This is a genomic window from Mesorhizobium sp. M1338, from assembly GCF_040318045.1.
In the GTDB taxonomy this organism is placed as follows: domain Bacteria; phylum Pseudomonadota; class Alphaproteobacteria; order Rhizobiales; family Rhizobiaceae; genus Mesorhizobium.
The window spans coordinates 25,843-46,990 of sequence record NZ_JAMYLL010000012.1; the positions used below are offsets into that span (position 1 = coordinate 25,843).

Consider the following 21,148-nt stretch of genomic DNA (forward strand, 5'->3'; position numbering starts at 1 on the left):
GTTCCGGAAGTTGGAGCACGATGAGATCGGGTTTAGAAGGACCAAAACCCAGTCGCATGGCTGCTCTAGATCAGCGGGTCGAGGATGAACTTCTTGTCCTCGACCGGTTTTTCCGGCTCCGGCGGTACTGGCTGGTGCGCCTTCGAGGCATCCTTGCGCGCTTGCACGGCTGCCTCATAGGGCGTGTCGAGACCGCCCCTCCTGCCGCAGGCCGAAACGGCCGCGATCGCCGCCAGAAGCGTCAGAGTCACCCAAATCCTGCTTCCGGTCATCGATCCATCCGTCCGAAACGTTTGCCAGCCGCCGCTTTTAGCCGAGTTCTCGGCGTATTGCACCCCGGATATTGCTGGTCGCAATATCAGGGATATTGCTGGTCGCAGCAGCCGGAATCACGCTTTCGCCAGTCGCTTTTTCCAGGTGCGGATCTGTTTCCTCACTTCCGACGGCGCGGTGCCGCCGAAACTGGTGCGGCTCTTGACCGAGTTCTGCACCGCCAGCACCGAAAATATGTCCGCCGTGATGGCGGGATCGATCGACTGCAGATCCTCCAGCGAAAGCTTCTCCAGCCCGACCTTCTTCTCTTCGGCCAGAGCCACCGCCCGGCCGGTGACATGATGCGCCTCGCGGAACGGCAGGCCGAGCGTGCGCACCAGCCAGTCGGCAAGATCGGTCGCTGTCGCGTGACCCGCGCCGGCGGCCTTCTTCATCGCGGCCGCGTTGACCGTCATGTCCGAAACCATGCCGGTCATCGCGGCCAGCATCAGGTCCAGCGTCTCGGCGGCATCGAACACCGATTCCTTGTCTTCCTGCATGTCCTTGCCATAGGTCAAAGGCATCCCTTTCATCACCGTCAGCAGGCCGACCAGATGGCCGGTGACGCGGCCTGTCTTGCCGCGCACCAATTCGGCCGCATCTGGGTTCTTCTTCTGCGGCATGATCGAGGAGCCGGTGGAAAACGAGTCCGACAGCCTGACGAAGCCGAACTGCGGCGTCGACCAGATGATGATCTCCTCGGCCAGTCGCGACAGATGCGTGGCGCAGATCGCCGCCATGCCGAGGAACTCCAGCGCGAAATCGCGGTCCGAAACGCTGTCGAGCGAATTGCGCATCGGCTCACGGAAGCCGAGCGCCTTGGCGGTCCGGTGGCGGTCGATCGGGAAACTGGTGCCGGCGAGGGCCGCGGCACCGAGCGGGCTTTCGTCCATCCGCTCGATTGCATCGCGCGCACGCGACAGGTCGCGCGAAAACATTTCGACATAGGCCATGCAGTGATGGCCGAAGGTCACCGGTTGGGCCGCCTGCATATGGGTAAAGCCCGGCATCACCGTCGCCGCATGCTCCTCGGCCCGCTCCAGCAGTGCCTTGATCAGCCCTTTCAACGCCTCGGCGACACGAAAGCACTCATCCTTGACCCACAGTCTCAAGTCGACCGCCACCTGATCGTTGCGCGAGCGGGCGGTGTGCAGCCGGCCGGCCGCCGGACCGATCAGGTCGGCAAGGCGCGCCTCGATATTCATGTGGATGTCTTCCAGCCGGGTCGAGAACTCGAAGCTGCCGGCCTCGATCTCTTTCAGGATCGTGTTCAGCCCGTGAGCGATTTTTTCTTGATCGGCCGCCGAAATAATGCCCGTTTGCGCCAGCATCTCGCTATGGGCGATCGAGCCTTTGATGTCCTGCGCATAGAGTTTGCGGTCGAAGGAGATCGACGCGTTGATCGCTTCCATGATCGCGGCCGGACCCGAGGCAAAACGTCCGCCCCACATCTGGTTGCTGGTTTTCTTGTCGCTCATGGCTATAACCCGTGCTTCGGAGCAGTTTGAGAAAATGGCAGACGGCAATAGATTCTTCCCGGCCTCGCGCCTGATCCTCGCCGCCTTGGTGGCGGGCGCGCTGGCCGGCGCGGTCGCGGTATATGTCAGCGAGAGCCGGTCTGGCAACAATGCACCGGCACAAGCTGTCGTCGGCGACAGCAAGGACGATGTCGCCTGCGCCGCCAAGAGCGATCGCGCCAAGAAGGTCGCGGCCTCGGCCACCGGTCAGGTCGCTGCACTGTTGCCGGCCGATCCGCCGCAATCCTTGAAAAGCCTCGCCTTTAACGGTCCGGACGGCAAGCTGATGACGCTTGCCGACCATGCCGGCAAGACGGTGCTGCTTAATTTGTGGGCGACATGGTGCGCGCCGTGCCGCGCCGAAATGCCGGCGCTTGATGCGCTGCAGAAGGAAATGGGCAGCGATGCCTTTCAGGTGGTCGCCGTCAATGTCGATGCCGGCGACGATGTGAAGCCGAAGAAATTCCTCAGCGATACCGGCGTCACGACGCTCGGCTATTACCGGGATTCGACGATGGCGCTGTTCAATGACCTTAAGAAGCGCGGCCTCGCGCTCGGCCTTCCCGTCACCATGCTGATCGACGGCGAGGGCTGCCTGCTCGCCCATATGAACGGCCCGGCCGAATGGTCGGGACCGGACGCCAGGAGACTGGTCGAGACGGCGCTCAAGCCCGAAAGCTTCTAGCGTCGGGTTTTTCCGGAGAAGGGCGACTGACTACTTCTCTGGTGTAGCCGGCTGGCCGCGCTAGTCAGGCGATGCGAACCGTCACGACAATTGCTTCATGATCGGAGCTCGGGCTGCCGTCCGCCAGCACAGCCGGAAGGACGGCGGGGGCTGTTGCGACAAGGCCGCGCGTGAAGAACCAGTCGATGTGGCCGGTCGGGGTAGGATCGCCGAACTCGCGCCGCTGCGTGGGCAGGTCGAGCCTGTTGGCGGCCTTCCAGTCGTAACCGCGCCCGGCGAAGACCGCGAACAGCGGTTCATGGCGTTCGACATCGATCAGCCGATCAGGCTCGGCCGCGATGCGCGCCGCCCAGGCGTCGGGATCGTCGTGGCGGTCCTCATGGCTCGATGTCAGCGTGTTGAAGTCGCCGCCGAGCAGCACCGGCGCCTCTGGATCATATCTGTCGATGGCATCGAGAAGATGGCTGACCTGGATGGCCCGGCCGGCGGGATCGGTGCGGTTTTCCAGATGCACCGAGACGACCGTCACCCTGCGGTCGCCGATCCGCACCTGGCCACCGATGGCCATGCGCCCGCCGATTCGCGGCTGGCCCCGCTCCGGCAGGAACCAGCCGCCAGCCGCGTCGAGGCGGACCAGGAAAGGGCGAAGCAGCGGGATGGCGCTGGTCACGGCATTGCCGTGGAAGCCTTCCGTATTCTGGACGGCGCCGGTTGCAGCCTGCTCAGTCTCATTGCCGCCGCCGAGCTCGACGAATTCGACGCCATAGGCGAAGGCATGACCGAGACGGTCGGCAAGGGCGCGCAAGGGATGGCCGTTGCCTGAGCGCGCCATGCCTTCGTCGACCTCGGACAGCAGCACGACATCCGGTGACTGGTCGGCAAGCGTTGCCGCGATGGCATCGCCATGGCGCAGCCGTTCGACGTTCCAGGCCACGACGGTGAGCGTTTCGCCCGTGCCTTCGCGTGAAGCCTTACCGCCGATCTCGATCTGGCCAAGTGCCGGTGTGGCGCCGGCCAAACGAAGATGGGTGGCGCTATCACGGGGACCGTCGCGCATGGCCTGGCGCTCGGCGAGTGGAACATGTGTCAGCTGTGGCACCAGCATTTCATTCATCCCTTTAGCCGGATAATCATGACTGCTCTTCAGGTCTTTACGTCCTTGACAGCCGCCCTAGCTACCTAGAGCGCCGGCATGACATTTTCATGCCGGCGCAACCGCTGGAGGGAGGAGAGACAGGCTGTCCACAGGCCTGAGGGGCCACAGCAGAACTGTCACATACCTTCTCTAAGAGAGCGGGCAAGGACTTGCGCAAGACCCTTGTCAACAGCCACTCAAGAGGGAAGAAATCATGACCATCATCAAGCGGGGCTTTGCCGCCCTTGCCGTAGGCGCGCTCAGCATCGCGCTTGCCATGCCCGCCGTCGCAGAGCCGGTGAAATTCGATTTCTGGTTCGGCCTTTCGGGCGACCTTGCCCGCGTCGTCGACACTCTGTGCAAGAACTTCAACGCCTCGCAGGCCGACTATGAAGTCGTCTGCACCAGCCAGGGCAACTACGACGCCACGCTGCAGAACACGATCGCCGCCTTCCGCGCCGGCAAGCAGCCGGCCGTCGTCCAGGTCTATGATGTCGGCACTGCCACCATGATGCTGTCGGGCGCCTACAAGCCGGCCGACAAGCTGATGGAAGAAAACGGCTACAAGATCGACTACGCCGACTATTTCCCCGGCATCGCCCGCTACTACGCGACCTCGAAGGGCGAGATGCTGTCCTTCCCGTTCAATTCCTCGACCGCGCTGATGTACTGGAACAAGGACGCCTTCGCCAAGATTGGCAAGACCGAAGCGCCGAAGACCTGGGAAGACGTTGGCACCGATCTTCAGGCAATGAAGGACGCCGGCTATGAATGCCCGATGGCGATCAATATCTCGGCCAACGAAAGCTGGCAGCTGATGGAGCAGTTCTCGGCCATCCACAATCAGCCGATCGCCACCAGGAACAATGGCTATGACGGCCTCGACGCGCGTCTGGAAGTCAACAAGACCAAGTTCGTCCAATACGTGACCGACCTAAGGAAGTGGTATGATGCCGGCCTGATCAAGATCAAGTCGAAGGACCTCGGCCAGGACATGGTCCAGGCCTTCGCCTCCGGCACCTGCCAGGTCATCATGACTTCGGTCGGCGACCACGGCACGGTCGGCAAGACGCAGAAGGCAGGCATGAACTGGGATGTCGCCGAATTGCCCGTCTATGCCGGCACCGAGCGCAAGAATTCACTCGTCGGCGGCGCTTCGCTTTGGGTTCTCTCCGGCAAGTCGGATGCCGAATACAAGGGCGCGGCCGCGTTCCTCAACTTCATCCATGACCCCAAGACCGCCCTGTTCTGGTCGACCAACACCGGCTACATCCCGGTGACCAAGTCGGGCTTCGACTACATGAAGTCCACCGGCTTCTACGACAAGGCGCCCTACAAGGGCCGCGAAGTCGCGATCGCCAGCCTGACCGCGTCCGAGCCGACCGAAATCACCCGCGGCGTGCGGCTGGGCAATTTCACCCAGATCCGCGCCGAGTTCGGCACCCAGATGCAGGCGATCTTCGCCAACAAGGTCAGTGTCCAGGAAGGCCTCGACACGCTGGTCAAGAATGGCGACGCCATCCTCGACCGCTTCCAGCAGACCTATCCGGGCAAGACCCTGCCCTGACCCACAGGCGATTTTCAGGCCGCCCGTCGAGCCTCATGCTTGAGTCGACGGGCGGGTGTTTCGCGTATCTAATGCACACGTGACTGGCCGTTGAGCGGCATCGGCGGACCGATGGAAAAACGCGTTACCTTTGGCAGCTGGACGATCGGCATCCTTTTCGCGGTGCCTCAGCTCCTCTTGATCTTCACCTTCTTCTACTGGCCCGCCGGTCAGGCCGTGTACTGGTCGCTGACGCTGCAGCAGCCTTGGGGCGGCGGCAACATCTGGGTCGGGCTCGATAATTTCCGCTCGATCCTCTCCAATACCGACTACTGGAACTCGATCATCGCCAGTGTTGTCTTTGCCGCCGTCAGCACCGGGCTTGCGATGTTCATTGGCCTCGTGCTGGCCGCCTTGACCGATCGGCAACTTGCCGGATCGCGTTTCTATCGCGTGGTGCTGATCTGGCCTTACGGCATCGCGGCGCCGGCGCTGGCAATGGCGTTCCGCTTCATCCTTGCGCCGGAAGCCGGCTTCATGGCCGTCGTCAACCAGGTCTGGCCCGGCTTCTGGGATCCCGGCCTTGACGGCACAGATGCCATGGCCTCGATCATCATCGCCTTTTCCTGGAAGTATGTCGGCTACAACTTCATCTTCTTCCTCGCCGCGTTCCAGGCCATTCCGCGTTCGCTGATAGAGGCAGCCGCAATGGACGGCTCCGGCGTCGTCAGGCGCTTCTGTGACATCCAGTTCCCGCTGATCACGCCGACGATCTTCTTCCTGCTGGTCATCAACATCACCGAGAGCTTCCAGGATTCCTTCGGCATCGTTGACATCATGACCGCCGGCGGCCCTGCGAACGCCACCAATCTGATGGTCTACAAGATCTATTCCGACGGCTTCAAAGGCCTCGATTATTCGGGCGCCGCCGCGCAGAGCATCATCCTGATGGTGCTCATCGTCGTGCTGACCATTTTCCAGTTCCGCTTCATCGAGCGGCGCGTGCACTACAGGTGATGCCGATATGGTAGAGCGCACCCCCTTCCTCAATTTCTTCACGCATCTGATCCTGTTCATCGGCTTCGTCTTGTGCGTCGCGCCGTTCGTGATCGTCGCCATCGCGGCGTCGCACAATCTCGGGGATGTCAACGACGTACCGATGTCGCTGCTGCCGGGCAGCGACTTCTGGCTGAACATCAAGACGGCCTGGACGACGGCCGACCTCGGCCCCAAGCTTCTGAACAGTTTCATCATGGCCGTCGGCGTCGCGGCGGGCAAAGTGATCATATCGGCGCTCACCGCCTTCTCGATCGTCTATTTCCGCTATCCCGGCCGCACCTTCATATTCTGGCTGATCTTCGTGACGCTGATGCTGCCGCTGGAAGTGCGCATCGTGCCGACCTACGCGGTCGTCGCCAATGTGCTGTCGCCCTATCAGACCATCCTCGACCTGACCGGAATCAGCTGGCTGATCGAGAAGGTATCGGGCGTCCAGGTTTCGCTCAACCTCGGCCTTCTCAATTCCTATACCGGCCTGATCCTGCCGCTGGTCGCGACCGCCACCGGGACCTTCCTGTACCGGCAGTTCTTCCTCACCGTTCCGGATGAACTGACCGAGGCCGCGCGCATGGACGGCGCCGGCGCGCTGCGTTTCTTCATCGACATCCTGCTGCCGCTGTCGCGCAACAACATGGCCGCGCTTGGGACCATCATGTTCCTGTGGGCGTGGAACCAGTATCTGTGGCCGTTGCTGATCACCACCGACCAGTCGCATGCGACGGCGGTCACGGAACTCAAGCAGCTCATCCCCAATGTCGGCGGCATTCCGGAATGGAACATCGCCATGGCCGGAACGCTTATCGTCATGTTGCCGCCGCTGATCGTTGTCGTGGCCATGCAGCGCTGGTTCGTGCGCGGCCTGATCGCCACCGAAAAGTGACCTGAAAGGAGACGAAAGATGGCCTCCATCACCATTCGCGACGTCAAGAAAAGCTACGCCAAAATGCAGGTCGTGCATGGCGTCGACCTCGACATCGCATCGGGCGAATTCGTCGTCATCCTCGGGCCATCAGGCTGCGGAAAGTCCACGCTGCTTCGGATGATCGCGGGACTGGAGGACATATCCGGCGGCGAGATCGCTATCGATGACACCGTGGTCAACAATTTGGAGCCGCGTGAGCGCGGCTGCGCCATGGTGTTCCAGAACTACGCGCTCTATCCGCATATGAGCGTAGCGCAGAACATCGGCTATTCGCTCAAGGTCGCGGGCGTTGCCGCCGCCGAGCGCCAGCTGCGCATCCAGGCGGTCGCCCGCACGCTGGAGCTCGAACATCTGCTCGACCGCAAGCCGATGGCGTTGTCCGGCGGCCAGAGGCAGCGCGTCGCCATGGGCCGGGCGATGATCCGCGAGCCCAAGGTTTTTCTCTTTGACGAACCGCTGTCCAATCTTGACGCGAAACTGCGCGTCCAGATGCGCTCGGAGATCCGCAAGCTGCATCGCCGGCTGAAAGCGACGTCTGTCTTCGTAACCCATGACCAGGTCGAGGCGATGACGCTTGCCGACCGGCTGGTGGTGATGAATGGCGGGCGCGTCGAACAGGTCGGCACGCCAGCCCAGATCTACAGCCGTCCGGCCAGCCGTTTCGTCGCCACCTTCGTCGGTGCGCCGGCCATGAACATTCTTGAAGGCACAGTGGACCTCGACGGGGTCTCGCTGCTCGCCGGCAGCCGGCATCTTGCCGTTCCGCGCGCCGGCCTGGCGGTCGGCACGCAGGTGGCGGTCGGTATCCGGCCGGAAGCCGTGCGGCTGGTGGCGCCGGGCACCGCAGGCGCGCTCAATGCGACCGTCGACCTGATCGAGGAACTGGGCGCGGGCCGCGTCATCTATGTCGATCTAGACGGCGCGCCGTTTTCCGTCATGACCTCGGAGGCCGTCCACCCGGAACCCGGCAGCGCGGTGGGTCTGCGGTTTTCGCCCGACGATCTGCATTTCTTCTCGTCGGATGCGGGAACCCGTCTCGAGGTCTTCAAGGCTTCGGTGCCGGAACCGGCACTTTGATTTCTGAAGCCATTGTCGCCGATGACTGGACCGGCACCACCGGCAAGCCGAAGAAGCCCGCAATGAAGATTATCCAGGTCACCGATGTCCATCTTGGCCGGCAAGGCGAGCGCCGCTATGGCGCCGACCTGCATCAGCGGCTGGCTTCATGCATCGCGCACATCAATGCGCATCATGCCGATGCCGCGCTTTGCGTCTTCACCGGCGACCTGACCGAGACCGGCGCGCCCGAAAGCTATGCCGATCTCCGCGCCTCTCTGAGCGAGCTGTCGGTGCCCTTTCAACTGCTTCCGGGAAACCATGACCGGCGGGCCAATCTTGTTGCGGCGTTTCCTGAAATTCCGGTCGACGAGAACGGCTTCGTGCAGTCGGCTCGCCAAACAGCCGACGAGGTGCTGCTGTTCCTCGATTGCCTGGCGGAGGGCCGTGTCGAAGGCGAATTGTGCGACAAGCGGTTTGCCTGGTTGGAAGCCCGGCTCGAAGAAGCGGCAGGCCGGCCCGCCTATGTCTTCATGCATCATCCGCCGGTCACGCTCGGCCTGCCGCAACTCGATCCGCTCGCCCTTGAGCAACCCGAACGGTTGCTGGGCCTGCTTCGGGGTCATGGTAACGTCCGCCACATCTTCTTCGGCCACGTCCATCGCGACATCGCAGGCACGGTCGCCGGCATTCCGTTCTCGGCGCAGCGCGGCCTGCATGCCAGGTTCGAACTTGCCCTCGACCGATCGAGCGAGATTGTCGAGCAAGCGCCGCCCTCCTACGCGGTCGTCCTCGTCGACAGCGCCAACGAGCACGTGGTCGTGCACGGCTGCGATTTTCTCGAACAGTGGCCGATCTATTCCGGCGAGACCGGCGAACGCATCACCGTGTGAGTCGGATTGAGGCGCAGCGCCGAAAAGCTTTCGACCGTTCAGGTGAAGACATGCGCCTTTCCCGATACGGTCAGCCGGACGATCTCGCCGACCGCCGGCGCGTCCATGCCCGGTTTGCGCAGCACCAGCGGCGTGTTGCCGATCGCGGCCGCATCGGGCGGATCGGCATTGTTCAAGAGCCGCACCGCGATCGTGCACATCGAGCCGGCGAATTCCGATTCCGTCACTTCGCCGAACAGCATGTCCGAAGTGCCCGACATGCCCTCGCGCGACGTTCTTTTCAGCGCGATCTGCTCCGGCCGCAGCATGATGCGGGCAATGTCGCGGCTGTCGTTGGTGTCGACCGCGATGCGGCCGAGTGGAGAATTGGCGAAGCCGCCCGATATCTTTGCCGGCAGGATGATGGCGTCGCCGAGGAACTCGGCGATCATCCTGTCCTTCGGCTTGAAATAGAGTTCGCGCGGCGTACCGATCTGCGAGAACTTGCCGTCGCGCATCACCGCGACCTGACTGGCGAAGGACAGCGCCTCGGCCTGGTCGTGCGTCACCAGGATGGTGGTGATGCCAGCGGTTTCCAGAAGCTCGGCCACCGCCTTGCGCATCGAGGCGCGCAGGCCAGTATCGAGCGCCGAGAACGGCTCGTCGAGAAGCATCAGTCTCGGCTTCATCGCCATGGCGCGGGCCAGTGCCACACGCTGCTGCTGGCCGCCGGAGAGCTCGTGCGGGCGGCGTTTGAGGATCGCCTTGTCGAGCCCGACGATATAGGCGAGCTCGACGATGCGCTCGGTGCGCTTGTCTTCGCTGCGGGCCATGCCGAAGCCGATATTGTCGCCAATGGTCAGATGCGGGAACAGGGCGCCATCCTGCGCCACCACGCCGATCCCGCGGCGATATGCCGGCACCGCCGCGCCGCCATTGGCCAGCACCTCGCCGTCGAGCGTGATGCGGCCCTGGTCCGGGGCCTCGAAGCCGGCGATCAGCCGCAGCAGGGTCGTCTTGCCGCAGCCGGACGGGCCGACGATTGCCGTGCGGCTGCCACTGGCGACGCTCAGGTCGACGCCGGCAAGCGCCGCCACCGGGCCGTAATGCTTGTGCAGGCCGCTGATTTCGAGAAAGCTCATCGTCCGGCCATCCGTTTCGACTGGACGTAAAGCAGCCAGGTCAAGGGAAGCGACATGGCCACCATGATGAAGGCGTAAGGGGCCGCGGAGGCATAATCAATCTCGCCGCTGTAGGACCAGAACGCCATCGCCAGCGTGCGGGTGCCGTTCGGCGCCAGCATCTGGGTGGCGGTCAGTTCGTTCATGATGCCGAGCGCCACCAGCGCCATGCCGGCCGCGGCACCTGGCGCCGACAGGCGGATCGTGGTCGACCACAGCGCCTGCAGCGGGGGCCGTCCGAGGCTGGAAGCGGCGCGTTCGAGTTCGACCGGCGCCTGCGCGATCGAGGCCCGCAGGCTGACCAGAGCGCGCGGCAGGAACATCAGCGCATAGGCCATCAGGATGGTGAACAGGGTCTGGTAGAGCGGAAGCGCGATGCGCACCGTGATGGTGACCAGCGCCAGTGCGATGACGACCCCCGGCAACGAGCCGACGATGTAGTTGCAGCCCTCCAGCAGACGCTGCAATGGCCCCGGCGCTCGGATCGAGATCCAGGCCATCGGCATGGCGGCGACCGTGGCGAGCAATGCGCCGGCGAGCGCCAGGAACAGCGTTTGGCCAAGCGCCAGCCCGATCTCGTCGAAGCGCCAGACAGCCGCGCCGCCGGCGGCAAGCCAGCCGCCGATGGTGACGAACGGCACGCCAAGCGCCAGCAGCGTGGTGACGACAAGCAAGGCGAGGCAAGGGACGGTGGCCCGTCCGAGGCTTGTGCGCTGCTGATAGCGCGCGGCGCCGGAGCCGACGCGGGCATAGCGCTCCTCGCCGCGCACCAGCACTTCGAGGCCGAGCAGCACGAAGCAGCAGCTCACCAGCACGCCGGCCAGCATGTTGGCGGCCGGGCCGTTGAAGGTCGACTGGAATTGGTCGACGATCGCCGTGGTGAAGGTGTCGAAGCGGATGAAGACATAGAGGCCGTACTCGGCCAGCAGATGCAGCCCGACCAGCAGCGAACCGCCGCAGATGGCCAGCCGCAATTGCGGCAGCACGACACGCCAGAACACGCGCCGGGGCCCAAGGCCGAGTGCGGCGGCGGCGTCCTCGAGAGCGGGATCGAGACGGCGCAACGCCGCCGACACCGGCAGATACAGGAACGGGAAATAGGCGATCACGGAAATCAGGACGCCGGCCCACAGGCCGTGCAGTCCTGGCACCATGGTGATCCAGGCATAGCTGTGCACGAAAGCGGGGATGGCGAGCGGCGCCACGCACAGCCAGGCCCAGAACCGGGCGCCCGGCAAGTCGCTGCGCTCGGTCAGCCAGGCCAGGGCAACCGACAGCACGATGGTGATCGGCACGCAGAGCGCGACCAGCAGGATAGTATTGACCAGAAGCTCGCCGACACGTGGCCGGAAGACCAGCGCCGAGACGGTTTCCCAGCCGGTCCGCACCGCGATCCAGATGATGAAGGCAAGCGGCAGCAGCGCCAGCAGCGCAACGAAGACGGCGGCGATGACCAGCCAAAGCGGTGCGCGTCGCCGAGCCCTTCGGCCTGTGCCCGAAGGCAGGCCCGAGCGCGCGAGATCGACCGCAGACTGCATCAGGTCAGACGCCGCGCCGTTGCCGTCCAGCGGCAGCAATTGAAGGACCGCGATCGCGGTCGGGAACACAGCGTGTCGTCATCGACGAATGCCATCTCGAAAAGCAAAATCACTCCCGCGGAAGGCGAATTCCCGCGGGAGCGTGGTCGGTTGTCCTTTTAGGAGGAATGGCAACTAAAGCAAGCCGGCTGCCGTCATCAGGTCGGTGACCTTCTTGGAGTTCAGCGTCGTGGTATCGACTTTCGGCGCCTGCAGATCGGCGAGCGGCACCAGCTTCGGGTTGGACTCCGCACCCTTGCCGACCGCGTATTCGAAGGAATCGCCGGTCTTCAGCACGTCCTGGCCGCCCTTGCCGGTCACCCATTTCAGGAAGGCCTGGGCTTCCTTCGGATGCTTGCTCGAAGCCAGCACACCGCCGCCGGAAATCGAGACGAACGCGCCCGGATCCTGGTTCTTGAAATAATGCAGCTCGACATTCTTGCTGTTTTCGCCGGTCTTGGCCTGATCGCCGAAATAGTAATAATGGTAAATCACGCCGCCTTCGATTTCGCCGGCGTTGACCGCCTTCATCACCGTGCTGTTGCCCTTGTAGGCAGTGAAATTGGTCTTCATCGCTTTCAGCCAGTCCGCCGTGGCGGCCTCGCCCTTGAGCTGAAGCAGCGCACTGACGATGGCCTGAAAATCGGCGCCCGAGGGGGAGGCCGCCCAACGGCCCTTCCAACTCGGATCGGCGAGGTCAAGCATCGACTTGGGCAGCTGGTCGGCGGTCAGCTTGGTCTTGTTATAAGCAAACACCGTGCTGCGCGCCGCGACGCCGACCCATTTGCCGCTGGCCGGCTGATAGTCCTGAGGAACCTGGGCCAGTGTGTCGGCTTCGACCGGCGCGAACAGGCCGGCATTTTCGACCAGCACCATGGCCGGCGAGTTTTCCGTCAGGAACACGTCCGCGGGCGAAGCAGCGCCCTCGGCGACGATCTGGTTCGAGAAATCGCTGTCGCCGCCATTGCGCACGGTGACCTTGATGCCGGTCTCCTTGGTGAAGCCTTCGGCCCATGCCTTGGTCAGGCTCTCGTGCTGCGCATTGTAGACAATGATGCCATCATCCTCCGCCATGGCCGGACCGGCGAGCAGGGTGATTGCCAGCACGGTGGCGCCGACGAGGGTGGAAAGAGCGTATTTCATGTCACTGTCCTCGATCTCCGGGGTCTTCGGTCTTTCAGGGCCGCACCTATCGATACCTGACCAGGATAGTCAACATTGCTTTGCTGATTTTGATCGAGCGCCTGCAAACTTTCGTGATTTGCCGCTAGTTTGGCTTGGACATTATTTCGCCGGCCACGTAACAAATCAGCGCCGAGACGCGAAAATCGGGGGAGTGAACTCTTGTGAGCGGCAAGGACGAGGCCGAGCTTTCCCGGCTGATGCGGGCCGCGATCGCGGGAGATGAAAGGGCCTATGCCGACTTTCTGCACCGGATTGCCGCGCTGGTGCGCGGTTTTGTCAGGCGCAAGATCGTGCGGGGCGGGGTCGATCCCGAGGATGTCGTGCAGGAAACCTTGCTGGCCATTCATGTGAAACGACATACCTGGCGCCAGGATGCGCCGGTGTTGCCGTGGATCTATGCAATCGCCCGCTTCAAGCTCATCGACGCGTTCCGGCGGCGTGGACGGCGCATCGAGATCGATGTCGACGATATCGCCGAGACGTTCGCCGAGCCGGAAACGGAAACCGTCAGCGAGCGCGACATCACCCGGGCTTTGGACGGCCTGTCGCCGGCACAGCGCTCGGTGGTCTCAGCCGTTTCGGTGGAAGGCCGCTCCATTGGAGAGACGGCGGCAAAGTTCGGTATCAGCGAGACGGCGGTGCGTGTGTCGCTGCATCGGGGACTTGCCGCGATAGCCAAGCGGTTCGGGCAGGGGCGATTCGGGCGGGAATGACATGAGGACGGACGATCTCATCAAGGCGCTGGATGCCGATGCCCGGAGCAAGGCGATGCCGTTGCAATCGGCCTGGTGGGTGGCCGCCGGTGCGGCCGCGGTGATCGCGGCCGTCGTTTTCCTGCTGACCATCGGTCCGCGCCCGGACTTCATGGCGGCCGCCCACACGATACGCTTTCTTTCCAAATTCGTCTTCACCATCGTGCTTGCCGTCAGTGCCTTTGCCCTGGTCCGCGCCTTGTCGACGCCGGGAGCCTCGACGGGCCGGGCAATGGCCTGGATGGCCGCTGCGCCGGTGTTGATAGCCGTGGCGGTGGTTCTGGAGCTTTTCATGGTGCCGGAGGCGCTGTGGGGCACAAGGATGGTCGGCTCCAACATGATGATCTGCATGGCATTCATCCCTTTGATCGGCATCGGTCCGCTTGCCATTTTCCTGTGGATGCTGCGCTATGGCGCACCGACACGGCCGGTGCTTGCCGGCGCGGCTGCGGGCCTGCTCGCCGGCGGGCTCGCGGCGACCTTCTACGCCGCGCACTGCTTCGACGACTCGCCGCTTTTCGTCGCCACCTGGTACTCGCTGGCGATCGCGGCGCTCGCGCTGCTTGGCGCGCTTGGCGGGCGATTCTTCGTGCGCTGGTAGTGCGCCACGGCGATCACGATCCGTGCTCGCCGATCCTTAATCATGCCGGCAACCGTTTGTCGGTTAGCGACAGCACCGCTATGGACTGGACTTCACCTGGGACGGCCGCACTCACGTGATCGGCGCCAGCATGGGCTGGCTGCGATCAACGCCAATTGCGGCGAGGCGGCCGGCCATGGCTGCGTTTCCTTGGCGCCGGACGGCGAAAGCAGGGCCGATCGGGAAGAACCGCCCGCGCCACTGGCCGTGGCGTCTTGATCAGAACCGGTCCCGAAAAGAGTCTGCTGCTGACGCGGTTTGATCAGCGCGTCGGAACGGGATGCTCGCCGCGATAGTCGTAGAAGCCGCGCCCGGTCTTGCGGCCGAGCCACCCGGCTTCGACATATTTCACCAGCAGCGGGCAAGGGCGGTACTTCGAGTCCGACAGGCCGTCATGCAGCACCTGCATGATCGACAGACAGGTATCGAGCCCGATGAAGTCAGCCAACTGCAGCGGCCCCATCGGATGGTTGGCGCCGAGCCGCATGGCGGTGTCGATGGCATCGACCGAGCCGACACCCTCATAGAGCGTGTAGATCGCTTCGTTGATCATCGGCAGCAGGATGCGGTTGACGATGAAGGCCGGAAAATCCTCCGAGACCGTGATCGTCTTATCGAGCTGCTTCACATAGGTCTTGGCCGCCTCGAAGGTCTGGTCCTCGGTGGCGATGCCGCGCACCAGCTCGACCAGCTTCATCAGCGGCACCGGGTTCATGAAATGTATGCCGATGAACCGCTCCGGCCGGTCGGTCTGCGCGGCAAGCCGCGTGATCGAGATCGACGAGGTGTTGGTCGCCAGGATAGCTTCGGGATTGAGCTGCGGACAAAGCTGGGCGTAGATCTTGCGCTTGACCGTCTCGTCCTCGGTCGCCGCCTCGATCACCAGATCGGCGCCGGCAAGATCCGCCATCGCCGGCGCGGAAGAGATGCGCGCCATCGCGTCGTTGCGCACCTTCTCCTCGAGCTTGCCGGACCCCACTTGCCGGGCCATGTTGCCGCTGATGGTGGCGATGCCCTTCTCGATGCGGTCGGGGGATATATCGTGGATCAGCACCTTGTAGCCCGAAAGCGCGGAGACATGGGCGATGCCGCCGCCCATCTGGCCCGCGCCGATGATGCCGATCGTCTCGATCTTGCTCATTACACCGATCCCGTCAAAAGGCCTTTGCGGCCTGCTTTTTGTGCGGTGCAAACTAAAAGGGCGGGGCGACTTCGTCTACCCCACCCTCACCATTTAATACGCTTTGGCAGAAAGCGTCAAAGCGCCTTTTGCAGCTCCGGCAAAATGACGAAGAGATCGCCGACGAGGCCGTAGTCGGCAACCTGGAAAATCGGCGCCTCCTCGTCCTTGTTGATGGCGACGATGACCTTCGAATCCTTCATGCCGGCAAGGTGCTGGATGGCGCCGGAGATGCCCACCGCGATGTAGAGATCAGGGGCGACGACCTTGCCGGTCTGGCCGACCTGCCAGTCGTTCGGCGCATAGCCGGCATCGACGGCGGCGCGGGAAGCGCCGACGGCTGCACCGAGCTTGTCGGCGACCGGCAGGATGACTTCCTGGAACTTCTCCGCCGAACCCAGCGCGCGGCCGCCCGAGATGATGATCTTGGCCGAGGTCAGCTCCGGACGGTCGGTCTCCGAGAGCTTGTTCTCGACGAAGGTGGACAGGCCCGGATTGGCCGCGGCCTTGACGGTCTCGATGGAGGCCGAGCCGCCCTCGGGGGCGGCCTGGAAAGAGGCGGTGCGGACCGTGATCACCTTCTTGGCGTCGGTCGACTGCACCGTCTGGATGGCGTTGCCGGCATAGATCGGCCGCTTGAAGGTGTCGGGCGAGACGACTTCGATGATCTCGGACACCTGCGCGACGTCGAGCAGGGCAGCCACGCGTGGCGCGACATTCTTGCCCGACGAGGTCGCCGGCGCGATGATGGTGTCGTAGGCGCCCGCCAGCGACACAACCAGTGCCGCCGTCGGTTCGGCGAGGCGCTCGGCGAGTTCGTCGGCTTCGGCCAAGAGCACCTTGCTCACGCCCTTCAGCTTGGAGGCAGCGTCGGCCGCCGGCTTGGCGCCCTTGCCGGCAACCAGCACATGCACGTCCGAACCGATCCGCAGCGCCGCCGACAGCGCCTTGGCGGTCTGGTCGGAAAGGGTGGCGTTGTCGTGTTCTGCAATCAGAAGAATAGCCATTGATGATATTCCTGACTTTCGTTTTCGCGGCTCCCTGAAATCCGGTCAGGCCGAGTCGAAAACGGTTGGTTTCGAGAACCGGAGCGGAGCGTACTTCAGTACGTGAGCACCGGAAGCGGAGAAACCGACCGTTTGCAGGCCGGCCTCATCGGATTTCCTAGAGCACGCCGGCTTCGTTCTTGAGCTTGTCGATCAGCTCGGCGACGCTCTTGACCTTGACGCCCGCCTTGCGGCCACTCGGCTCCTCGGTCCTGATGACTTTCAGCCGCGGCTTGACGTCGGCGCCGTAGTCGGCCGGGCTCTTCTCGTCGAGCTGCTTCTTCTTGGCCTTCATGATGTTGGGCAGCGAGGCATAGCGCGGCTGGTTGAGGCGAAGGTCGGCGGTGACGATCGCCGGCATCTTCAGTTCCACCGTCTGCAGGCCGCCGTCGACCTCGCGCGTCACCTTGGCCTTGTCGCCCTCGAGCACGATCTTGGAAGCGAAGGTGCCCTGCGCCCAGCCCAGCAGCGCCGCCAGCATCTGGCCGGTCTGGTTGCTGTCGTCGTCGATCGCCTGCTTGCCGAGGATGACGAGGCCGGGCTGTTCGGCGTCGACGACGCCCTTCAGCACCTTGGCGACGCCGAGCGGCTCGGTCTGTTCGTCGGTCTTGACCAGGATGGCGCGGTCGGCGCCCATGGCGAGCGCGGTGCGCAGGGTTTCCTGCGCCTGCTGCGGGCCGATCGAAACGACGATGATCTCTTCCGCCTTGCCGGCTTCCTTCAGCCGGATCGCTTCTTCCACCGCGATCTCGTCGAACGGGTTCATCGCCATCTTGACGTTGGCGAGTTCCACCGCCGAACCATCAGCTTTCACGCGAACCTTGACGTTCGCATCCACAACCCGCTTCACGGGCACAAGGATCTTCATTTGCCTGTCACCTCTTCACGCTAGTTGGGCGCGCTATAACAGCCTGCGCCCTTTCTGAGTTGTCGAAAGCCGACATTCCGGATGGAAATTCTGGTCTTTGACCGCCTTAGGCCGCGGCGGAGACGTTTCCGTAGTTGCGGCAACCCTGCACGTCAATACGCTGCAAGCAGCCAAATCGGTTCAGTCCGAACTGGGAGCGCTTCCTCGCCCCCAGCGCGGCGTCGCGGCGGGTGGATCTGGGATCAGCGGTTCCGTGGCAACGTGCTGTTGGTTGGGAGCGGTGGGCGCGACGTCTTCGTCAGGGCCTGCAAACAGCGGCACACCGCGGCTGCGCAATATGAGCACCAGAATGGCGCCGGCGATGATGCCGCCTATGTGGCAGGCCCAGGAGATCTGGTCCTCGCCGCCGGCGGCAAACATCACCACCTGGAACAGCACCCACAGAATGAGCGGGATGAACGCTGGAATGCGCAGCGGGATGCGGGCAAAGGCCAGCACCCAGACCTTCACCCTGGGATAAAGGATCAGATAGGCGACGACCACGCCGGCGATGGCCCCGGACGCGCCGATCAGCGGCACTTGCGAATCCCAGGCGACGAGCCCCTGGAAGGCCGCTCCCGCAACAGCGCATAACAGGTAGAAGATGAGGTAGCGGATGTGGCCGAGCGCATCCTCGACATTGTCGCCGAACACCCACAGGAACAGCATGTTGCCGCCGAGGTGGAAGATGTCGGCGTGCAGGAAGGAATAGCTGAGATAGCTCAGGCTTTCGGGGATGACGATAAAGCGAGGGTCAAGCTCGGCTGTGTCATGCACGACCGACGGAATGAAGCCGAGGCCAAGCACGGCGGCATTGGTGAAACTCTCGCCGCCTAGCGCGGTGGCGAAATAGACCAGGGCGTTGGCCACGATCAGCCCGATCGTCACATATTGCAGGCGGATGTGCCGCAGCCTGTTGGTGTCGTAAAGCGGGATGAACATGCCCAGGCCCTCTTCCGCTTTCGACCATCAGCGGTTCTTGCCGGGAACCCATAGCACGTCGGCGTTTCCGTTGTCATTGACCGCCCGGGCGGCGACAAACAGGAAATCCGAGACGCGGTTGATGTATTTCAGCCCGTCGCGGTTGACGTGTTCGTTCGGGTCCTGGGCCAGGGCCACCATCAGCCGTTCAGCTCGCCGCGCCACGGTGCGGGCAAGGTGAAGGGCGGCGGCCGCCGGTGTGCCGCCATTGAGCACGAAGGATTTGAGCGGCTGAAGCTCCTTGTTGAGCAGGTCGATCTCCTTCTCGACCCGGTCGGTCTGCACGGCGACGATGCGAAGCGGCTCATAGCCGAGCGGCTTGCCGTCGTCGGGCACGGCGAGATCGGCGCCGAGGTCGAATAGATCGTTCTGGATGCGGGAAAGCATGGCGTCGATCGCGGGGTGAGCCGATGCCGTATGCACCCGGGCGATGCCGATGCAGGCATTGGCCTCGTCGACCGTGCCGTAGGCGTCCACCCGCAGATCGGATTTCAGCCGCCGTTCGCCGGTGCCGAGACCCGTGGTGCCATCATCGCCGGTGCGGGTGTAGATCTTGTTGAGCTTGACCACGTCGCCTCCCGGCCGCCGATATCCTCACTTGCGGGTGAAATACACCGCAAGCAGGATCAGCGCCAGCGCCACGGCCTGCAACAGAACGCGTGCTTGCATCAGCTTGTTCGAGGTGACGCCGGAGCCGCCGCGCATCATGTTGATGAGGCCGCGAACAAGCACGATCACCACGGCGACCATGACCAGAATGGCGAGGATGTTGAAGGCGGTTGCCATGGTGTGTTCCCAGTTCAGTTGATTCAGGCGCGTTTGGCAAGGATGCGGTAGAGCATCGATGCGGGCAGGATGCGTTTGAGCACCGCACCGATCCTGGCCGGCACCGTTACCACATAGTGGGCGCGCGGGCGCCGCGACAGAAGTGCATGGCGCAGCGCCGCGTGAACCACTTCCGGCCCGGGCTTCAAGGCCGATTGGCTGCCGCCAGCCCGCAGCCGCTCCAGTTGCGCCGCATAATCGAGGCGGTGGACCGAAGTCTCGTGCTCGATGTTCTTCAAGAACCAGGGAAGCGCATTGCTGGCGATCTTCGACGTTACCGGCCCCGGCTCGATCAGCGAGACATGGATGCCGCTGCCCCCAACTTCCTGATGCAGGCACAGCATCAGACCTTCCAGCGCGTGTTTCGACGCCGAATAGGCGCCGCGAAAACGCACTGGCGTCAGGCCGAGGATCGACGAGCAGTGGACGATGCGGCCGTAACCCTGGCGGCGCATCACCGGCACCAGCCGGCGGGTCAGGTCATGCCAGCCGAAGAAATTCGCCTCGAACTGCTCCTTGAGCGCTGCCACCGGCAAATCCTCGACGGCGCCGGCTTGCGCATAGGCGCCGTTGTTGAACAGGGCATCGAGCCTGCCGCCCGTGCGGTCGAGCACCGCCGTAACCAGCGCGGCGATGGAGTCCGGCTCGCAATAATCGAGATAGAAGGCCTCGATGCCGTCGGCCTCGAGTGCGGCGATGTCCCGGGGCTTGCGCGCCGTCGCGAACACCCGCCAGCCTTCCGCCTTCAACGCGCGGGCGCAGTACGCGCCTATTCCCGAGGATGCGCCGGTGACGATGATCGAGCGCAATTCTTGCGCCGGACTGCTCGTGGTTTCGCCAAGGGTTGCCATTTGCCGCAATCCCTTCCCATATTCCCGGCGTGGAGACAATTGGAGGGCACGGTTCTTGTTGCGGAAGATCGTTGCCCTCAAACGGGTCCTCTACGACGCGCTTGGCCATTTCAATACCGATGATGGCTGGGCGATGGCCAGCCATCTGGCGATCACATCGCTGATGGCGCTGTTCCCGTTCCTGATTTTCGCCACGACGCTGGCGAGCTTCCTCGGCGCGCAGGCGTTCTCCGACACGGCCGTGCACCTGGTGTTCGACACCTGGCCCGAACAGATCGCCAAGCCGATCGCGCGCGAAGTGCTCAATGTGCTGACCGTCAGGCGCACCGACCTCTTGACCTACGGCGTGCTGCTTGCCGCCTATTTTGCCTCGAACGGCATCGAGGCGCTGCGCACATCGCTCAACCGCGCCTATCGCGTCTCGGAAACGCGCGGCATCATCTACCGCCGGGTCCAGAGCATCATCTTCGTGCTCATCGCAACGGCCGGGTTTCTGGCGATCAGCGTGCTCCTGGTGTTCGCGCCGCTGCTGGCGCGACTCGCCGAAGCCCATATCGACTGGATCAAGCCTTATATGGGCACCATCACGCTGTGGCGTTATGTGATCGCCTCGGCGGTCATCGTCGGCGGATTGTTTGCCGTCCATTTCTGGCTGCCGGCGGGCAAGCGCCGCCTGGTGTCGATCGTCCCGGGCATCATCTTCACGCTTTCCGGATGGCTTGTCGGTTCGACTGTCTTCGCCACCTATCTCGACCATTTCTCGTCCTACGTGACGACCTATGCCGGCCTCGCCTCGATCATGATCGCCGTGGTCTTCCTCTACATGGTCTCGGCGATCTTCATCCTTGGCGGCGAGCTCAATGCAGCGATCAGCCGCTATCTTGAGGCACGCGCGCGGGTCGGATGAGTCGGTGCTGGG

The 21,148-nt window shown here is 63.6% G+C and carries 22 protein-coding genes; 9 read left to right on the top strand and 13 right to left on the bottom strand.

What is annotated here, in order from left to right; translation table 11 throughout:
* Positions 1–65 precede the first annotated feature (65 nt).
* Together NKH19_RS13855 and argH are read right to left on the bottom strand one after the other, a co-directional pair.
* Complete coding sequence (locus NKH19_RS13855) at positions 66–272, bottom strand: lipoprotein (protein ID WP_352867902.1); 207 nt, start codon at positions 270–272, stop codon at positions 66–68.
* Positions 273–389: 117 nt separating this feature from the next.
* The gene (gene argH, locus NKH19_RS13860; protein ID WP_352867899.1) at positions 390–1,790 is read right to left on the bottom strand and encodes an argininosuccinate lyase; all 1,401 of its coding nucleotides are present in this window, start codon (positions 1,788–1,790) and stop codon (positions 390–392) included.
* Between the two features lie 34 nt (positions 1,791–1,824).
* Here argH and tlpA point away from each other — a divergent pair, with 34 nt between their 5' ends.
* Positions 1,825–2,514 carry a thiol:disulfide interchange protein TlpA gene (gene tlpA / locus NKH19_RS13865; protein ID WP_352867897.1) on the top strand — a complete coding sequence of 230 codons (690 nt, stop codon included), beginning with the start codon at positions 1,825–1,827 and terminating at the stop codon, positions 2,512–2,514.
* Positions 2,515–2,578: 64 nt separating this feature from the next.
* Here the strand turns inward: tlpA and NKH19_RS13870 are convergent, their stop codons facing one another.
* The gene (locus NKH19_RS13870) at positions 2,579–3,619 is read right to left on the bottom strand and encodes an endonuclease/exonuclease/phosphatase family protein (RefSeq protein WP_352867893.1); all 1,041 of its coding nucleotides are present in this window, start codon (positions 3,617–3,619) and stop codon (positions 2,579–2,581) included.
* 244 nt (positions 3,620–3,863) lie between these two features.
* Between NKH19_RS13870 and NKH19_RS13875 the strand changes: the two genes are divergently transcribed.
* The 5 genes from NKH19_RS13875 to NKH19_RS13895 all read left to right on the top strand — a co-directional run bounded on the left by NKH19_RS13875 (position 3,864) and on the right by NKH19_RS13895 (position 9,125).
* Complete coding sequence (locus tag NKH19_RS13875) at positions 3,864–5,216, top strand: extracellular solute-binding protein (RefSeq protein ID WP_352867890.1); 1,353 nt, start codon at positions 3,864–3,866, stop codon at positions 5,214–5,216.
* Between the two features lie 111 nt (positions 5,217–5,327).
* Positions 5,328–6,212 carry a carbohydrate ABC transporter permease gene (locus NKH19_RS13880; protein ID WP_352867887.1) on the top strand — a complete coding sequence of 295 codons (885 nt, stop codon included), beginning with the start codon at positions 5,328–5,330 and terminating at the stop codon, positions 6,210–6,212.
* Positions 6,213–6,219: 7 nt separating this feature from the next.
* A complete protein-coding gene (locus NKH19_RS13885) occupies positions 6,220–7,134 on the top strand; it encodes an ABC transporter permease subunit (protein WP_352867885.1) in 915 nt (304 codons plus the stop codon).
* An 18-nt stretch (positions 7,135–7,152) separates the two neighbouring features.
* Positions 7,153–8,253, top strand: a complete 1,101-nt coding sequence (locus NKH19_RS13890; protein ID WP_352867882.1) for a sn-glycerol-3-phosphate import ATP-binding protein UgpC — start codon at positions 7,153–7,155, stop codon at positions 8,251–8,253.
* Between the two features lie 62 nt (positions 8,254–8,315).
* Positions 8,316–9,125 (top strand): phosphodiesterase, encoded by an 810-nt coding sequence (locus NKH19_RS13895; protein ID WP_352867966.1) that lies wholly within the window; start codon positions 8,316–8,318, stop codon positions 9,123–9,125.
* A 38-nt stretch (positions 9,126–9,163) separates the two neighbouring features.
* Here the strand turns inward: NKH19_RS13895 and NKH19_RS13900 are convergent, their stop codons facing one another.
* The 3 genes from NKH19_RS13900 to NKH19_RS13910 form a co-directional block, all read right to left on the bottom strand.
* A complete protein-coding gene (locus NKH19_RS13900) occupies positions 9,164–10,246 on the bottom strand; it encodes an ABC transporter ATP-binding protein (protein ID WP_352867879.1) in 1,083 nt (360 codons plus the stop codon).
* Positions 10,243–11,823 (bottom strand): ABC transporter permease, encoded by a 1,581-nt coding sequence (locus NKH19_RS13905; RefSeq protein ID WP_352867964.1) that lies wholly within the window; start codon positions 11,821–11,823, stop codon positions 10,243–10,245. Before NKH19_RS13905 ends, NKH19_RS13900 begins: the two co-directional genes overlap by 4 nt.
* Positions 11,824–11,997: 174 nt before the next feature.
* Positions 11,998–13,005, bottom strand: coding sequence for an iron ABC transporter substrate-binding protein (locus NKH19_RS13910; RefSeq protein ID WP_352867876.1), 1,008 nt, complete (start codon positions 13,003–13,005; stop codon positions 11,998–12,000).
* Between the two features lie 203 nt (positions 13,006–13,208).
* Here NKH19_RS13910 and NKH19_RS13915 point away from each other — a divergent pair, with 203 nt between their 5' ends.
* Both NKH19_RS13915 and NKH19_RS13920 read left to right on the top strand, forming a co-directional pair.
* Positions 13,209–13,760, top strand: coding sequence for a sigma-70 family RNA polymerase sigma factor (locus NKH19_RS13915; RefSeq protein WP_352867873.1), 552 nt, complete (start codon positions 13,209–13,211; stop codon positions 13,758–13,760).
* A gap of 1 nt (position 13,761) precedes the next feature.
* Positions 13,762–14,400, top strand: a complete 639-nt coding sequence (locus NKH19_RS13920; RefSeq protein WP_352867871.1) for an NrsF family protein — start codon at positions 13,762–13,764, stop codon at positions 14,398–14,400.
* A gap of 301 nt (positions 14,401–14,701) precedes the next feature.
* On the opposite strand, the gene NKH19_RS13925 is transcribed toward NKH19_RS13920, so the two are convergent.
* The 7 genes from NKH19_RS13925 to NKH19_RS13955 form a co-directional block, all read right to left on the bottom strand.
* Positions 14,702–15,580 (bottom strand): 3-hydroxybutyryl-CoA dehydrogenase, encoded by an 879-nt coding sequence (locus NKH19_RS13925; protein WP_352867869.1) that lies wholly within the window; start codon positions 15,578–15,580, stop codon positions 14,702–14,704.
* A gap of 116 nt (positions 15,581–15,696) precedes the next feature.
* Complete coding sequence (locus tag NKH19_RS13930) at positions 15,697–16,626, bottom strand: electron transfer flavoprotein subunit alpha/FixB family protein (protein WP_352867866.1); 930 nt, start codon at positions 16,624–16,626, stop codon at positions 15,697–15,699.
* 157 nt (positions 16,627–16,783) lie between these two features.
* The gene (locus NKH19_RS13935) at positions 16,784–17,533 is read right to left on the bottom strand and encodes an electron transfer flavoprotein subunit beta/FixA family protein (RefSeq protein WP_352867864.1); all 750 of its coding nucleotides are present in this window, start codon (positions 17,531–17,533) and stop codon (positions 16,784–16,786) included.
* 180 nt (positions 17,534–17,713) lie between these two features.
* A complete protein-coding gene (locus NKH19_RS13940; protein ID WP_352867860.1) occupies positions 17,714–18,514 on the bottom strand; it encodes a rhomboid family intramembrane serine protease in 801 nt (266 codons plus the stop codon).
* 27 nt (positions 18,515–18,541) lie between these two features.
* Entirely contained in the window at positions 18,542–19,123 is a 582-nt protein-coding gene (locus NKH19_RS13945) for a cob(I)yrinic acid a,c-diamide adenosyltransferase (protein ID WP_352878991.1), read from the bottom strand.
* Between the two features lie 24 nt (positions 19,124–19,147).
* Positions 19,148–19,339: a twin transmembrane helix small protein gene (locus NKH19_RS13950; protein WP_352867854.1), complete on the bottom strand. Its 192-nt coding sequence runs from the start codon at positions 19,337–19,339 to the stop codon at positions 19,148–19,150.
* A gap of 23 nt (positions 19,340–19,362) precedes the next feature.
* Complete coding sequence (locus tag NKH19_RS13955; protein WP_352867851.1) at positions 19,363–20,229, bottom strand: SDR family oxidoreductase; 867 nt, start codon at positions 20,227–20,229, stop codon at positions 19,363–19,365.
* 55 nt (positions 20,230–20,284) lie between these two features.
* On the opposite strand from NKH19_RS13955, the gene NKH19_RS13960 reads away from it, so the two are divergent.
* Positions 20,285–21,136, top strand: coding sequence for a YihY/virulence factor BrkB family protein (locus NKH19_RS13960; protein ID WP_032906951.1), 852 nt, complete (start codon positions 20,285–20,287; stop codon positions 21,134–21,136).
* The last annotated feature ends 12 nt before the right edge of the window (positions 21,137–21,148 follow it).

Excerpts from the sequence above, each read along its gene's own strand:
- tlpA (WP_352867897.1), top strand. The coding sequence starts at position 1,825 with ATGGCAGACGGCAATAGATTCTTCCCGGCCTCGCGCCTGATCCTCGCC.
- NKH19_RS13880 (WP_352867887.1), top strand. The coding sequence starts at position 5,328 with ATGGAAAAACGCGTTACCTTTGGCAGCTGGACGATCGGCATCCTTTTC.
- NKH19_RS13955 (WP_352867851.1), bottom strand. The coding sequence starts at position 20,229 with ATGGCAACCCTTGGCGAAACCACGAGCAGTCCGGCGCAAGAATTGCGC.
- NKH19_RS13885 (WP_352867885.1), top strand. The coding sequence starts at position 6,220 with ATGGTAGAGCGCACCCCCTTCCTCAATTTCTTCACGCATCTGATCCTG.
- NKH19_RS13895 (WP_352867966.1), top strand. The coding sequence starts at position 8,316 with ATGAAGATTATCCAGGTCACCGATGTCCATCTTGGCCGGCAAGGCGAG.
- NKH19_RS13925 (WP_352867869.1), bottom strand. The coding sequence starts at position 15,580 with ATGAGCAAGATCGAGACGATCGGCATCATCGGCGCGGGCCAGATGGGC.
- argH (WP_352867899.1), bottom strand. The coding sequence starts at position 1,790 with ATGAGCGACAAGAAAACCAGCAACCAGATGTGGGGCGGACGTTTTGCC.
- NKH19_RS13870 (WP_352867893.1), bottom strand. The coding sequence starts at position 3,619 with ATGCTGGTGCCACAGCTGACACATGTTCCACTCGCCGAGCGCCAGGCC.
- NKH19_RS13935 (WP_352867864.1), bottom strand. The coding sequence starts at position 17,533 with ATGAAGATCCTTGTGCCCGTGAAGCGGGTTGTGGATGCGAACGTCAAG.
- NKH19_RS13920 (WP_352867871.1), top strand. The coding sequence starts at position 13,762 with ATGAGGACGGACGATCTCATCAAGGCGCTGGATGCCGATGCCCGGAGC.
- NKH19_RS13890 (WP_352867882.1), top strand. The coding sequence starts at position 7,153 with ATGGCCTCCATCACCATTCGCGACGTCAAGAAAAGCTACGCCAAAATG.
- NKH19_RS13940 (WP_352867860.1), bottom strand. The coding sequence starts at position 18,514 with ATGTTCATCCCGCTTTACGACACCAACAGGCTGCGGCACATCCGCCTG.
- NKH19_RS13910 (WP_352867876.1), bottom strand. The coding sequence starts at position 13,005 with ATGAAATACGCTCTTTCCACCCTCGTCGGCGCCACCGTGCTGGCAATC.
- NKH19_RS13950 (WP_352867854.1), bottom strand. The coding sequence starts at position 19,339 with ATGGCAACCGCCTTCAACATCCTCGCCATTCTGGTCATGGTCGCCGTG.
- NKH19_RS13900 (WP_352867879.1), bottom strand. The coding sequence starts at position 10,246 with ATGAGCTTTCTCGAAATCAGCGGCCTGCACAAGCATTACGGCCCGGTG.
- NKH19_RS13905 (WP_352867964.1), bottom strand. The coding sequence starts at position 11,823 with ATGCAGTCTGCGGTCGATCTCGCGCGCTCGGGCCTGCCTTCGGGCACA.
- NKH19_RS13930 (WP_352867866.1), bottom strand. The coding sequence starts at position 16,626 with ATGGCTATTCTTCTGATTGCAGAACACGACAACGCCACCCTTTCCGAC.
- NKH19_RS13855 (WP_352867902.1), bottom strand. The coding sequence starts at position 272 with ATGACCGGAAGCAGGATTTGGGTGACTCTGACGCTTCTGGCGGCGATC.
- NKH19_RS13875 (WP_352867890.1), top strand. The coding sequence starts at position 3,864 with ATGACCATCATCAAGCGGGGCTTTGCCGCCCTTGCCGTAGGCGCGCTC.